The organism is Polynucleobacter sp. AP-Sanab-80-C2 (genome assembly GCF_035012965.1).
Taxonomy (GTDB): Bacteria; Pseudomonadota; Gammaproteobacteria; order Burkholderiales; family Burkholderiaceae; genus Polynucleobacter.
In genome coordinates this window covers 69667-83272 of sequence record NZ_JAYGQS010000005.1, presented here as the reverse complement: position 1 = coordinate 83272, position 13606 = coordinate 69667, and the positions used below count along the sequence as shown (strand labels likewise).

Below are 13606 nucleotides of genomic sequence, written 5' to 3'. Positions count from 1 at the left end.
TAAAGTGACAATATGAACCGCAAGAGACTCAATAAAGTGGCTGGTTGGCTTTTCGTACTCTTTTTCTCTATTTCTGGAATCGAGATTGCAAATGCCGCCCCTAATTGCAGCCCCCTGCTTTCGCACACTTTCCTACGCCTCCAAGACGAAGCACCGCAAAGTCTTTGCCAATACCAAGGCAAGGTCATCCTGGCGGTCAATACAGCGAGTTTTTGCGGATTTACGAGCCAGTATGAAGGTCTCGAAAAAATTTACGCTAAATATAAAGATCGAGGTTTTGTTGTGCTGGGCTTTCCATCGAATGACTTTGGCCAACAAGAACCAGGCAGTAACAAAGAAATTGCTGACTTTTGTAAAAATACTTACGATGTGAAGTTCCCGATGTTTGCCAAGAGTAATGTTTCTGGAAGTAACCCGAACCCCCTCTTCAAAATGTTAATTGCCAAAACAGGCACAACGCCAAAATGGAATTTCTATAAATATTTAATAGACCGTAATGGCAATGTGATTGATTCTTTTGGAAGTATGACCAAGCCCACTAGTAGCAGCATCACCAATCAAATAGAAAAACTCCTAGAGGAAAAAGTTCAGTGAGCAAAAAAAGAATTGCGATTGTTGGCGCTGGCATCTCCGGACTTGGGTGTGCATATGCATTAAGACAGAACCCAGATATTGAACTGACAATATACGAAGGCGGGGATCATATTGGTGGTCACAGCAATACCGTTGACTTTACTTGCAATATCGCTGGCGAAAATATTACGCACGGTGTTGATACTGGCTTTCTAGTATTTAACCGTAAGACCTACCCTAGACTAGTTAGACTGTTCGAGGAAATCCAGGCTCCAGTTGCCCCTTCTGAAATGTCTTTTTCTGTGTCGATTGATGTTTCTAAAAAAAATCCTGCGCATCCAAAGATTGAGTGGGCTGGCAATGATATCAATTCATTTTTCGGACAACGCTCTAATTTACTATCTCTGTCATTTTGGCGTATGGCTTATGACATTCTGCGTTTTAATCGCATGGCAACTCGGCTTGCTCATGAACAGATTGCTGCGGGTCATCTTCATACTCAGCCAGATGAAACGATTGCTAATTTCCTAAACCGAAATCGCTTTAGTCAAAGCTTTAGAGAGAATTATTTCCTGCCTATGATTGGTGCGATCTGGTCTTGCTCTGTGGAGCAAATGCTGGAATTTCCAATTCAGACGATGATCCGCTTTTGTCACAATCACGGTTTGCTGCAAATTCAAAATCGGCCGCAATGGCTCACCATTCAAGGTGGATCCCGAGAATACGTAAAGCGCTTAGTCAGTGCCTTAGAAAAAAATCAGGTTGCGATCAAGCGTGATTCTGTATTGCGCGTCAACACAAGCCAAGATGAAAGCGCCCAAGTTGAAGTGGTTAGTTCAGCAGGCTCAGCCTGGTTTGACGAAGTAGTGATGGCCTGTCATAGCGATCAAGCCTTAGAGCTTGTGCATGGGATTGAGCAACAAGCCAGAAATATCTTAGCCGCCATTCCCTATCAAAAAAATCGTGCGATTTTACACACGGATACCAATTTCTTGCCGGAAGCAAAGCGTTGCTGGGCTGCATGGAACTACACAGCAAAGTCTGGTGCAGCACCAAGCTCGAAGCAGCACGTTAGCGTCAATTACCTCATTAATCGCTTACAGCCTTTACCTGCAAAACTCAACAATACCCAAATTATTGTGAGTCTTAACCCCTCCTCAGAACCAGATCCAAAACTAGTACATCAAGAAATTCATTACTCACATCCAATATTTGACATGGGCGCTATTCAAGCACAGAAAGAGTTGCCACTCATTCAAGGTAACTCATCCATTTGGTATTGCGGGGCATGGACTGGCTTTGGCTTCCATGAAGATGGTCTGCGCTCTGGCGAACTAGTCGCAGAAGCTTTAATTGAAAGCATCCGCCCGGCTCTCAATGTCATCCCAAAACAAGATGCACGCTAAATGAATCAAGCAAAGATTAACTTTGGAGATGTAAAACATAGCCGTCTTCGACCGGCAAAGAATGCTTTTGGATATGGTGTATTTACCGTGTCTATCCCGATGCGGGCTCGCAGACAAAATCCTCAGCTTCTGAGCAATTTTGGTCTAGGCGACAACAAACTAGGTTTATGTTCATTCTTCGATAAAGACCATGGGCTTGGAGGCAAAGACAGTCTAGCCTGGATTGAAAATATTCTGCAAGAAAACAATCTACTGAATAAGGATGGGGAAATTTGGTTACAAACTTTTCCTAGAGTATTGGGTTATGTTTTTAACCCTGTCAGCTTTTGGATCTGCTCCGAGGCAGATGGAAAAGTTTACGCAGTATTGGCTGAAGTAAATAATACTTTTGGCGAGCGTCACTGTTATTTATTACACAAAGATTCTGGAGAGCCGCTTCTATCGGGCGAGACCCTCACCAGTAAAAAAGTATTTCATGTGTCACCTTTTTGTGCAGTCCGTGGTGAATATCGGTTCCGGTTTTTGTTTGCTCAAGATAGCAATTCCAAGCAACACTCTGTTGCCCGTATTGAACTTCACGAAGATGGCCTGCCCCTCATCAATACCAGCATTAGCGGAAAAAGCCGCCTGCTTAGCAAATCCACGCTTTATTTAGCGCTCTTACGCTACCCATTAATGAGCTTGGGAGTCATTTTCCGTATTCACTGGCAAGCATTAAAATTATGGATTAAAGGTGTACCCTTTCATTCAAAACCTAAACCACCAGAATTTGAAGTCAGTAGATGAATCGCCCCGGACAAAACTTACTCTCACGACTCAATTTTTCGCGCCCGCAAAACCGCGCGATTAACTCATCTAGTAAAGATCTCAGTAGCAAAGCACTTCTGACCAGTTTGTCCAGACTCAGCAGTGGCTATCTCAAAATGACTTTGCCAGATGGTGAAATACGAGAATTTGGTAAGCATACAGATTCATTGAATGCTGACATTCAAATTCATGATTGGTCTGTTTTCAAACAAGTGATGTCACATGGCGATATCGGCTTTGCAGAGAGCTATATCCGCGGCGAGTGGAATACCTCTAATCTCCAAGCGATTTTGGAATTGGCTATTCGCAATCGCACCATTCTTGAAAAAGCAATTTACGGTAGCTGGTTTGGATCGATCCTCTACCGTTTTAAGCACTGGCTTCGCGATAACAGCAAAGCTGGTAGCCGCAAGAATATTCATGCACACTACGATCTAGGGAATGCTTTTTATAGCCTGTGGTTAGACCCAACGATGAGTTACTCCAGTGCCTGGTTCTCAGAAAGCGACAGGCAAACACTGGCTGAAGCGCAGCGCGCTAAGATCAGGCGGATTCTGGAATCACTCAAGACTAGACCAGGAGATCATATATTAGAGATTGGCTGTGGCTGGGGTGGCATTATGGAGGAGGCATTATTAAGTGAGCGCTCCATTACTGGCCTGACACTTTCGACTGAACAAAAAGCCTTTGCTGAAAATCGTTTGGCAAAGATAGAGGCAAAAGCAAATAAAGCCCAATCGTTTGAAGTTCGGTTGCAAGACTATCGTGACTGCCAAGAAAAATTCAATGGGATTGCTTCCGTTGAAATGTTTGAAGCTGTTGGAGAAAAACATTGGCCAGAATACTTTCAGATGATTGCTAAATGCCTCAAGGCTGGCGGTAAAGCCTGCATTCAAACGATTGTGATTGCTGAAGAATTATTTGAACGCTATCGCCACAACACTGACTTTATTCAGCAATATGTCTTTCCAGGTGGAATGCTACCTTCTCGCTCTAGCTTTAAAGCAAGCGCAGAAAAGGCTGGCCTTCAAATTGAGGCGGAATTTGCGTTTGGATCAGACTATGCCAAAACACTCTGCCTCTGGCGCGACAGTTTTAACCAAAAACTCCAAGAAGTTCGCGAACTAGGCTTTGATGAGGCATTCATCAGACTTTGGAATTTCTATTTGATGTATTGTGCCGCAGGATTTTCAGAGCGCAATATTGATGTTGTGCAGTTCACTTTAAGTCATCAGCAAGCCCCAACATCTCCGGATGCGCTGACAGCATGAAACAAATAGGTATAGCAAATTTTGCAGGAAAGCGCATCTGGGTCATTGGCGCCTCTAGCGGAATTGGCGAAGCATGCGCTAAAGCCTTCATCAATCAAGGCGCTAAAGTTGCGTTATCGAGCAGAAGAGTAGAACGTTTAAATGCAATCGCAGAGCATGCAAAGCTTGCTCAAACCTTAGTCATTCCATTAGATGTCACCAATCGTGATCAACTCACTCAAGGCTATCAGGCTCTCCTTAAAACTTGGGGTGGATTAGATTTATTACTATTTGTCTCAGGCATCTATGTGCCCTTACGGGCAGACGATTTTGAGATCAATATTGCAGAGCAAACGATTGATGCCAATCTCCTCGGACCCATGAGGGCAGTTGCACTAGTCCTACCTGAAATGCTCAAGGCGCATTCCGGACATATTGCCATTGTTGGTAGCGTTGCAGGATATAGCGGCCTACCTAAAGCATTAGCTTATGGCCCTAGTAAAGCCGGCATCATCAATTTCTGTGAAACTCTGTACTACGATTTACTACCGCAAGGTATCAGTGTTCATATGATCTCCCCGGGTTTTGTTGCAACCGAGGCTACTGCTCAAAATGATTTTGAAATGCCTGCCTTGATTACGGCTGAAGAAGCTGCCAAAGAAATCTTAAGCGGCATCCAAAGAGGGGAATTTGATATTCACTTCCCCAAGAGATTCTCAGGATTTTTAAAGTTCTTAAGAATTCTGCCTTATCCACTCTATTTTTGGATTGTGCGGCGCTTCGTCAAAATCTAAGCAAGAAGAGTGCCTGTAATGATTGAGAATTACTACTTGTACTTATCTTTCCTAATTTTCTCTTCGAGATAATCCATCACAGCAATTGCTTTAGCTTTGGTCCCAGCGATAGATGGTGAAGTAACGTACTTGCCCTGCATCACAATCGTAGGAACACCGTCAATACGATATGCCTCCGCCAATTGCTTAGCAGCTCTTGCCTTAGCCACAACAGCAAAGGAGCGATAGGTGGCTAAAAAAGTATTGCTATCAACGCCTTGTGAGGCAACCCAATCTGTAATTTCAGGCTCGGTCAGTAAACGTTTATTTTCCTTATGCATCGCATACATCACCTTCTCATTCAAGGCATTACCTTTACCCATCGCCTCAAGCGCATAGAAAAGTTGGCTATGTGGTAAGAAATCATCGCGGAACGCTACTGGCACTCTACGGAAAACTACATCTTTTGGTTGACGCTTCACCCAAGCACTAAGCTCAGGCTCAAAGTCATAGCAATGGGGACAGCCATACCAAAAGAATTCAATGACCTCAACTTTGCCTTTGGTTTCCACTGGCTGAGGCACAGGCAAAACGCGATATTCAAATCCCTCTTCAATTTTTTGTCCCTGCGCAATGGCAAGGCCACTCAAAAAAATAAAGAAGAATACAAAAAATACTCTTTTACTAAATGCGATCATCATGTTTACTTTACTTGCTAGCTTTGATAAGAGTGGGTTTGATGCCCAAGGTATTTAACTTGTCACGCGCTGGATTGCTTTCTTCAGGACTGTTGTAGGGCCCTGAGCGAACACGCCATAGAGTATTTCCATCAGCAGTAACTTCGCTCAATTGTGTTTGGATACCCTGAATAGCTAGGCTTGCTTTTTGCGCATCTGCATCTGCACGTTTTGTAAAAGCACCAACCTGCAAGAAATAAATAGCATCGCTCTTTGCGGCTGCTTGAGCAGCAGCTTCCGCTGACTTCTTACCGCCTACCAAATCGCCAATAGGATCAGTGGTAGCTGGTGCAGGACTTTTGCCTTGTAGTGGCTTATTCAAATCTAATTGCTCTGCGGGGGCAGCAGCCTCTCCGTCAGCTTGAGCGGCAGGCTTAATCAACATTGGTAAATTTGGCGCGCGTACGCCAGGTCTTTCTTGAGGCGTATTTTTAGAAAGGTAGAAAGCAATAAAAAATGCAATCCCAAGACCAGCGCCTAAACCCAAAACAAAGCCCAGAATAGTGCCGCCATATTGAGCATTATTAACAGGAATAGATTCTCTTTCGTGCTTCATGAAGCCATCCTGCTGATTCGGTTTTTTCATCATTTCCTCATCTTACCTATTCACGCTATTCTTTGCTACTACATCTTTGCTGGTGCAGATACCCCTAGAACCTTTAAACCATTCTGTAGAACTTGGCGGGTGGCTGATAAAAGAGCAAGTCGGGCTAATTTCAGGCTTTCATCATCTACCAATACACGATCGGCATTGTAGAAAGTATGGAAATCTCCCGCCAAATCCCGCAAATAGAAAGCAAGCGCATGCGGGGCTAATTCAGCTGCTGCATCTGTTAACACCTCAGGATACTCAGCCAAACGTCTTAGCAAATGATCTGAAGCCTTACTTTGCAATAAAGATAAATCTGCACCCGCTAGATCTGACGTGCTGCCGCCCCATTGCTGCAGGATCGAACTAATCCGCGCATGGGCGTATTGCACATAGAAGACAGGGTTCTCATCGTTTTGTTGAAGCGCTAAATCAATATCAAATACAAATTCTGTATCCGCTTTGCGAGAGATGAGGAAAAAGCGTACCGCATCACGTCCGCGCTGTAGCGCTAACTCTCTTTCCTCTAGTGTCATTTCTGGGGTAACACCGCCAGACCACTCAACTAAATCGCGCACTGTCACGTATGAACCAGCCCGCTTAGAAATTTTGACCTCTTCGCCATTGCGCATCACGGTAACCATCTTATGCAATACATAGTCTGGATATGTCTTCGGGATTTCCCAACCACGCTTCTGAGCCACACCCTGCAAGCCTGAACGGACACGTGCAATCGTGCCGTGGTGATCGCTACCTTGCACATTGATCACTTTTGTAAAGCCACGGTTCCATTTGCTGGCGTGGTATGCGACATCAGGAACAAAGTAAGTAAAGCTACCATCGGACTTACGCATCACACGATCTTTGTCATCGCCATCATCAGTTGTTCTGAGCCAAAGTGCACCCTCGGATTCATAGGTCTTACCAATGCTCTGTAAATCCTGAACAATCTCACCAACGCTACCATCTGTATATAAAGAAGACTCTAGGTAATAGCAATCAAACTTCACACCAAATATTTTCAAATCGATATCTTGCTCATTGCGCAAATACGCAACAGCAAATTGACGAATAGCTTCTAGATCATCGCGATATTCGGGAGATGCTTTAAATGCTGTTGCAATCTCTGCAATATATTCACCGTTATAAGCTTGCTCAGGCCAATTAGTATCACCAGGTTTCAAACCATTCAGACGCGCCTGAACAGATAAAGCAAGGTTGGCTATCTGAACGCCCGCATCGTTGTAATAAAACTCACGATGCACCTTAATTCCCTGGGTAGCTAATAGATTTGCTAACGCATCACCAAGTGCCGCCTGCCTGCCATGACCAACATGCAATGGGCCAGTGGGATTGGCTGAAACGAATTCAATCATAGCGCTAGCAATAGGCTTGCCTCCTTGAGCAATCTCACCAAAATGAGAGCCGCCCAAAAGAATCTCTCCAACTACTGCCGTTTTGGCTGCATTGCTTAGTCTGAAATTAATAAAGCCTGGACCAGCGATTTCACAGGAAGCGATTAATTGCTTAAAGTCAGGCTGTTTTTGTAAACGCTCTACCAAAGCTTGGGCGAGCTCTCTTGGGTTGAGCTTCCATGCTTTTGAAAGTTGGAGCGCAATATTACAGGCGACATCGCCATGATCAACAGCCTTAGGACGCTCTAAGCGGGGCGCTGGTGTCTCACCTAATCCGCGCTCTTGAGCCAAGCCTTGAAGGGCTGCGCCCAGCATTTCAATTAAACGATTTTTATTAGTCAGCAACATAGATAAGTGAGTTTATCAGGTGGTAAGCTATCAAAATGATCTATCAATTTCGCTCCAAAGCAGGTCCGGACGTCATCATGCTGGCGGATCTGACTCAGCGAATTTTTGATATTTTGGGTCGGCCACTGGAACCCATAGGGATCCTCACTAAAGAACAGCTCCCAACTCTCATTACGGCCTTGGAAACAGCCATCCTTCAAGACCTTGAAGAACGCTCTAAGGCAAATAATCCGGCTAATGAAAAAACTGAAAAGCCAAAGTTAACCGACCGACTTGGCCAAAGGGCTTATCCTTTTTTAGAACTCATGAAACAGGCTAAAGCCAAAAATGAGCCTGTGATGTGGGGTGTTTAATCTATCAAGCTAGCTAATTGACGGCGGACATCCTCGACAGACTGCCCTCGACGCTGAGCAAGATCCTCCACTTGATCGCTACTCATTTTTCCAACATTAAAGTATTGCGCATCTGGATGAGCCATATAAAAACCGCTCACGCTAGAAGCTGGATTCATCGCCATTGACTCAGTCAGAGTCATGCCAATATCTTCAGAGCCAATCACTCTAAGCAAGTCCTGCTTCACTTCATGAGCTGGGCAAGCAGGATAACCAGGCGCGGGACGAATACCACGATATTCTTCATTGATCATCTGATCGTTGGTTAAAAGCTCATCTGTTGCATAGCCCCACAAATCAGTTCGCACGCGATGGTGCATTAGTTCTGCAAACGCTTCAGCCAAACGATCTGCCAGAGCCTTCAACATAATGGCACTGTAGTCATCATGCTTTACCTGAAACTCAGCAACTTTCTTTTCAACACCATGGCCAGTAGTCACTGCGAAGCAGCCAAGATAGTCAGCCACACCAGAATCTTTTGGCGCTACGTAATCTGCTAGACAACGATTAGGTCTGCGCGCACCATCGACCACTGGGCGTTCAGACTGTTGGCGCAAATTGTGCCAAACAAATAATGGATGTTGGCGAGCCTCATCGCTATATAAAACAATATCATCACCCACTGTATTGGCCGGGTAAAAAGCGACCACAGCATCAGCTTGAAGCCATTGACCCTTCACCAACTTATCCAACATAGCCTGAGCATCGGCATACACTTTGCGTGCCTCTACTCCAACTACTTCATCATCCAAAATAGCCGGAAATTTTCCTGCTAAATCCCAAGTTTGAAAGAATGGTGTCCAATCGATGTATTTAGCAATATCACTCAGTGCAAAGTTTTTAAAAACGCGGCGTCCAATAAACTTTGGCTTTTCTGGAACGTAGCTAGACCAATCAATCATCTCGCGATTTTTACGAGCAGCTTCTAAGGAAATGGTTGGGGCAGCCTTCTTGTTGGCATGTTGCTCACGAATACGGACATAATCATCGCGCAAGTCTTGAATAAACTTCTTGGCACTTTCATCAGAGAGCAAGCTTGAGGCAACCGATACCGAACGCGAGGCGTCTGGCACATAAACCACCGGGCCATCATAATGCGGAGCAATCTTCACGGCAGTATGAACACGAGAAGTAGTAGCGCCACCAATCATTAAAGGAATTTGACGCTCACGGAAATAATCATCGCGCTGCATCTCTTGCGCAACATAAGTCATCTCTTCAAGTGATGGCGTAATTAGTCCTGATAAGCCAACAATGTCAGCATTTTCTTCTTTGGCACGCTTCAGAATTTCTGCACAGGGTACCATCACACCCATATTAGCCACTTCAAAGTTATTACATTGCAGAACTACTGTCACAATATTTTTACCAATATCATGAACGTCACCTTTAACGGTAGCCATCACGATCTTGCCCTTAGCTTTCGCTTCGCCACCAGCAGCAATGTGCTGACGCTTTTCTTCTTCAATGTAAGGAATCAGAATGGCAACCGCTTGTTTCATCACACGTGCGCTCTTTACGACCTGGGGCAAGAACATTTTGCCGGCGCCGAATAAGTCGCCAACTACGTTCATGCCATCCATCAGAGGGCCTTCAATAACCTCAATTGGTCTACCGCCAGCGCCCATAATTTCCGCACGCAGCTCTTCGGTATCTTCTTCGATAAATGTGGTGATGCCATGAACCAAAGCATGCGTTAAACGATCGCGCACTAGGTTATCGCGCCAGACCAAGTTCTCAATCTGCTTAGTACCATCGCCTTTGAATTGATCAGCAATAGCCAGCAATCTCTCAGTTGGCGTTTGACCATCTTTATCTTTAAAGCGGTTTAGCACGACATCTTCAACGCGCTCACGCAACTCAGGATCTAAATCTGCATAGACACCTAATTGACCAGCATTGACGATGCCCATATCCATGCCTGCTTGGATAGCGTGATACAGGAATACCGTATGAATAGCCTCGCGTACGCGATCATTGCCGCGGAAAGAGAAGCTCACATTCGAAACGCCACCACTGACCTTGGCGCCCGGCAGATTTTCTTTAATCCAGCGAGTAGCGTTAATAAAATCGACTGCGTAGTTATCGTGCTCTTCAATACCTGTGGCAATCGCAAAGATATTAGGATCAAAAATAATATCTTCGGCTGGAAAGCCGATTTCATTGACTAAGATGCTGTAGCAACGCTGACAAATCTCGGTCTTGCGCTTAAAGGTATCGGCTTGACCGACTTCATCAAACGCCATCACTACCGAAGCAGCGCCATAGCGACGGATCAAGCGAGCTTGTTTACGAAAAGATTCTTCACCTTCTTTTAAGGAAATCGAATTCACAATCGGTTTCCCTTGAATACATTTCAGCCCTGCTTCAATCACACTCCACTTAGAAGAATCGATCATGATGGGCACGCGAGCAATGTCAGGCTCGGAGGCAATCAGATTTAAGAAGCGCGTCATCGCCGCTTCTGAATCCAACATGGCCTCATCCATATTGATATCAATGACTTGAGCACCGCTTTCAACTTGCTGGCGAGCCACTACTAGCGCCTCATCAAATTGATTATTCAAAATCATCCGAGAAAATGCTTTAGATCCAGTTACATTAGTACGCTCACCAATATTCACGAAACCGACAGCAGAAGTTACATTGAAGGGCTCAAGGCCAGAAAGTTTCATCGCTGGTATTGTTTTTTTATCCATCTTACTCATGCTGATTCCTCTGCATTTTCACGATAGAACGCGCGCGGTTTACGCTTCGCAACGGCATTAGCAATTGCCCGAATGTGATCGGGTGTAGTACCACAGCAACCACCGACCAAATTCACTAAGCCATCTTTTGCAAAACCATCCACTAGACCTGATGTGATATCAGGCGTCTCATCAAAGCCCGTGTCGCTCATTGGATTTGGCAGACCTGCATTGGGGTAGCATGACACTGCTGTGTCGCAGATACGTGAAAGCTCTGCGATATAAGGGCGCATTAATGCAGCACCGAGAGCGCAGTTCAATCCAAATGTTAGTGGCTTGATGTGGCGCAAACTATTCCAGAACGCTTCAACTGTTTGACCAGAGAGAATGCGACCAGAGGCATCAGTGACCGTTCCAGAAATCATCACTGGCAAGCGCTCACCCGTCTCTTCAAAAAATTCATCCAGTGCAAACAGGGCCGCTTTTGCATTCAGAGTATCGAATATAGTTTCAACTAAGAATAAATCGACCCCGCCTGCAAATAGACCTTCGATCTGTTCACGGTAGGAGGCACATAAAGCATCAAAGGTCACATTACGTGCGCCTGGGTCATTCACATCTGGGGAGATGCTGGCTGTCTTTGGAGTAGGTCCAATTGCTCCTGCGGCAAAACGTGGCTTTTCAGGTGTACTGTATTTTTCACAAGCAGCGCGCGCAAGCCTTGCAGAGACTTCATTCATCTCCCGTGCCAAACCTGCCATTTTGTAATCTTCTTGCGCTACTGAAGTTGCACCAAATGTGTTCGTTTCAATAATATCTGCACCGGCATCCAAATATTGCTCATGGATCTTGCTAATAATTTGTGGCTGAGTCAGTACTAAGAGTTCATTGTTACCCTTAATATCGCCTGGATGATCCGCAAAACGGGTATTAGTAGGCAACCCACGGTAATCTGCTTCACTGAGCTTGTACTGCTGAATCATAGTTCCCATTGCACCATCCAATATCAGGATGCGCTGCTTCAGCAGATCAGGAAGTGCCTGACCACGGGTATAAGGCTGGGACAAACCATTAAATTGCATTGCTTAACCGGGATTAATCTCTAGAATCCCTTATTCTATTGGAAAAGCCACTTTTTATTTATCCCGGAGCCTCTATGTTTGGAACCATTCCAGAATTTAATCAAAGCCTAGAAATGTTTAAAACCATGTGGGGCCAAGGTGCAGCAGGTCAAGCTGGGCAATTTCCCTTTACTACTGATGCCTCAAAGGCTGCCGGGGGGATTGGATCCGCTTTTCCAGGCATGGATATTGATGAGCTCGAGAAGCGCATTAAAGACCTGAAAAGCGTCGAGAATTGGCTCAACCTTAACTTGAATATTCTGAAGTCAACCATTCAAGGTCTCGAGGTACAACACGCCACGATGATGGCCTTGAAGTCTTTTGGGGATGCCGTATCAGCAGCCGGGGCTGCAGCCACGACGCCTCGTGAAGAGCCTGAGACTAAAAAAACCAGTGCTAAACCGAAAGCGAAACCGCGGAAAACCTCAACACGCCGTCCTCGCAAAGCTGGCGATCCAACTTTCCTCGACGAAGTAGGTAATTCAGATGCGCAATAGCCTCGCCCATTGCAAATGTGAGTTGATGAATATCTAATTCACGCTTAAATAAAACTGGCACTATCTCACGAGCAGTTGCTGGTTTTTGACAGGCACCAAGCGCTTCTGCTAAACGCTCATCATGATGAGCATTGAGTTGTGCAATCCGAGGCTTCATGCCAGTAAACGGTTTGCCATGCGAAGGAAGTACCAAAGTTTCATCAGGCAAGGGCAAATATTTTTCTAGGGATTGCAAGTAAAGCCCCAGTGGATCAGCATCCGGGTCAGCATCATAAACACTGATATTAGTAGAGATACGAGGTAACAACATGTCGCCAGAAATTAATAAGCCAAGTTCTTTACAAAAAAGCGATGCGTGCTCCGGTGCGTGCCCGTAACCCATGATGACCTGCCAAGAATGACTACCGATCAAAATCAATTCGCCATCAAGGATGCGACGATATTGACGAGGCACGCCAGGAACCATATTGCTGTAGTAATTTGAGCGCGCCCGAATTTTTTCTAGATCTTCTAGAGCAGTTAAACCATGCCTCTGAAAATGATCTGCTGAGCCGCCCCCACCAGCGCGTGCACCAATAGCAGCGCCACCTTCTTTGCAACTTAACCACTGCGCCGTTAAATAGTCCGTCATGGAAATCCATAGAGGCACCTTCCACTTTTCGCACAGCCATTGTGACAAGCCAACATGGTCGGGATGCATGTGAGTCACAAGGACCCTTAGCACCGGCAGACCTTCTAATTGACTTGCAAAAATCTGTTCCCACGAGGCTTTAGTTTCATCATTTGCAATGCCACAATCTATGATGGTCCAACCGGCAATGCCATCAATTTCATCTCGTAATAACCACAGATTGATATGGTCCAATGCGAATGGCAGGCGCATTCTGAGCCAGCGCACTCCAGGCACTACCTCAATAGACTCCCCTGCCTGTGGAAGCTGATCACCTAAGGGATAATGGAGTGCACTTTCTGCAGCAGTTTGTTTTTGAGTGCTCATGAATTTATTTTTTC

General features: G+C 45.3%; 13 protein-coding genes. 7 read left to right on the top strand and 6 right to left on the bottom strand.

Annotated elements, in window-relative coordinates; genetic code table 11:
- The first annotated feature begins 12 nt into the window (after positions 1-12).
- From VC178_RS08965 to VC178_RS08945, 5 genes are read left to right on the top strand one after another with little or no spacing between them, the layout of a single operon-like run.
- The gene (locus tag VC178_RS08965) at positions 13-594 is read left to right on the top strand and encodes a glutathione peroxidase (RefSeq protein ID WP_215319194.1); all 582 of its coding nucleotides are present in this window, start codon (positions 13-15) and stop codon (positions 592-594) included.
- A complete protein-coding gene (locus VC178_RS08960; protein WP_323482280.1) occupies positions 591-1979 on the top strand; it encodes an NAD(P)/FAD-dependent oxidoreductase in 1389 nt (462 codons plus the stop codon). Before VC178_RS08965 ends, VC178_RS08960 begins: the two co-directional genes overlap by 4 nt.
- Positions 1980-2765 (top strand): DUF1365 domain-containing protein, encoded by a 786-nt coding sequence (locus tag VC178_RS08955; RefSeq protein WP_323482279.1) that lies wholly within the window; start codon positions 1980-1982, stop codon positions 2763-2765.
- Positions 2762-4057, top strand: coding sequence for an SAM-dependent methyltransferase (locus VC178_RS08950; protein WP_215295958.1), 1296 nt, complete (start codon positions 2762-2764; stop codon positions 4055-4057). Before VC178_RS08955 ends, VC178_RS08950 begins: the two co-directional genes overlap by 4 nt.
- The gene (locus VC178_RS08945; protein ID WP_323482278.1) at positions 4054-4830 is read left to right on the top strand and encodes an SDR family NAD(P)-dependent oxidoreductase; all 777 of its coding nucleotides are present in this window, start codon (positions 4054-4056) and stop codon (positions 4828-4830) included. The genes VC178_RS08950 and VC178_RS08945 overlap by 4 nt, the downstream gene beginning before the upstream one ends.
- A 32-nt stretch (positions 4831-4862) precedes the next feature.
- Here VC178_RS08945 and VC178_RS08940 read toward each other — a convergent pair whose 3' ends face one another.
- Genes VC178_RS08940 through argS form a run of 3 tightly spaced genes read right to left on the bottom strand, consistent with a single transcriptional unit; the run spans position 4863 to position 7865 of the window.
- Positions 4863-5507, bottom strand: coding sequence for a thiol:disulfide interchange protein DsbA/DsbL (locus tag VC178_RS08940; protein ID WP_323482389.1), 645 nt, complete (start codon positions 5505-5507; stop codon positions 4863-4865).
- Positions 5508-5517: 10 nt separating this feature from the next.
- Positions 5518-6135, bottom strand: coding sequence for an SPOR domain-containing protein (locus tag VC178_RS08935; protein WP_323482277.1), 618 nt, complete (start codon positions 6133-6135; stop codon positions 5518-5520).
- 35 nt (positions 6136-6170) lie between these two features.
- Positions 6171-7865 (bottom strand): arginine--tRNA ligase, encoded by a 1695-nt coding sequence (gene argS, locus VC178_RS08930; protein ID WP_323482388.1) that lies wholly within the window; start codon positions 7863-7865, stop codon positions 6171-6173.
- A gap of 68 nt (positions 7866-7933) precedes the next feature.
- On the opposite strand from argS, the gene VC178_RS08925 reads away from it, so the two are divergent.
- Positions 7934-8251, top strand: a complete 318-nt coding sequence (locus VC178_RS08925) for a DUF1840 domain-containing protein (RefSeq protein WP_323482276.1) — start codon at positions 7934-7936, stop codon at positions 8249-8251.
- On the opposite strand, the gene metH is transcribed toward VC178_RS08925, so the two are convergent.
- Together metH and VC178_RS08915 are read right to left on the bottom strand one after the other, a co-directional pair.
- Positions 8248-10989: a methionine synthase gene (gene metH, locus VC178_RS08920; protein WP_323482387.1), complete on the bottom strand. Its 2742-nt coding sequence runs from the start codon at positions 10987-10989 to the stop codon at positions 8248-8250. The genes VC178_RS08925 and metH overlap by 4 nt on opposite strands.
- Positions 10990-10994: 5 nt before the next feature.
- Entirely contained in the window at positions 10995-12059 is a 1065-nt protein-coding gene (locus VC178_RS08915) for a homocysteine S-methyltransferase family protein (protein ID WP_323482275.1), read from the bottom strand.
- Positions 12060-12097: 38 nt separating this feature from the next.
- On the opposite strand from VC178_RS08915, the gene VC178_RS08910 reads away from it, so the two are divergent.
- On the top strand, positions 12098-12595 hold the full coding sequence (locus VC178_RS08910) for a PhaM family polyhydroxyalkanoate granule multifunctional regulatory protein (RefSeq protein ID WP_323482274.1): 498 nt from the start codon (positions 12098-12100) through the stop codon (positions 12593-12595).
- On the opposite strand, the gene VC178_RS08905 is transcribed toward VC178_RS08910, so the two are convergent.
- On the bottom strand, positions 12495-13592 hold the full coding sequence (locus VC178_RS08905; protein ID WP_323482273.1) for an MBL fold metallo-hydrolase: 1098 nt from the start codon (positions 13590-13592) through the stop codon (positions 12495-12497). The two genes, VC178_RS08910 and VC178_RS08905, sit on opposite strands and share 101 nt — an antisense overlap.
- Positions 13593-13606 lie beyond the last annotated feature (14 nt).

Bases quoted from the DNA above. Each gene is read 5' to 3' on its own strand.
- VC178_RS08905 (WP_323482273.1), bottom strand. From the start codon at position 13,592: ATGAGCACTCAAAAACAAACTGCTGCAGAAAGTGCACTCCATTATCCC.
- VC178_RS08955 (WP_323482279.1), top strand. From the start codon at position 1,980: ATGAATCAAGCAAAGATTAACTTTGGAGATGTAAAACATAGCCGTCTT.
- VC178_RS08935 (WP_323482277.1), bottom strand. From the start codon at position 6,135: ATGATGAAAAAACCGAATCAGCAGGATGGCTTCATGAAGCACGAAAGA.
- VC178_RS08950 (WP_215295958.1), top strand. From the start codon at position 2,762: ATGAATCGCCCCGGACAAAACTTACTCTCACGACTCAATTTTTCGCGC.
- metH (WP_323482387.1), bottom strand. From the start codon at position 10,989: ATGGATAAAAAAACAATACCAGCGATGAAACTTTCTGGCCTTGAGCCC.
- VC178_RS08965 (WP_215319194.1), top strand. From the start codon at position 13: ATGAACCGCAAGAGACTCAATAAAGTGGCTGGTTGGCTTTTCGTACTC.
- argS (WP_323482388.1), bottom strand. From the start codon at position 7,865: ATGCTGGGCGCAGCCCTTCAAGGCTTGGCTCAAGAGCGCGGATTAGGT.
- VC178_RS08915 (WP_323482275.1), bottom strand. From the start codon at position 12,059: ATGCAATTTAATGGTTTGTCCCAGCCTTATACCCGTGGTCAGGCACTT.
- VC178_RS08940 (WP_323482389.1), bottom strand. From the start codon at position 5,507: ATGATCGCATTTAGTAAAAGAGTATTTTTTGTATTCTTCTTTATTTTT.
- VC178_RS08945 (WP_323482278.1), top strand. From the start codon at position 4,054: ATGAAACAAATAGGTATAGCAAATTTTGCAGGAAAGCGCATCTGGGTC.
- VC178_RS08925 (WP_323482276.1), top strand. From the start codon at position 7,934: ATGATCTATCAATTTCGCTCCAAAGCAGGTCCGGACGTCATCATGCTG.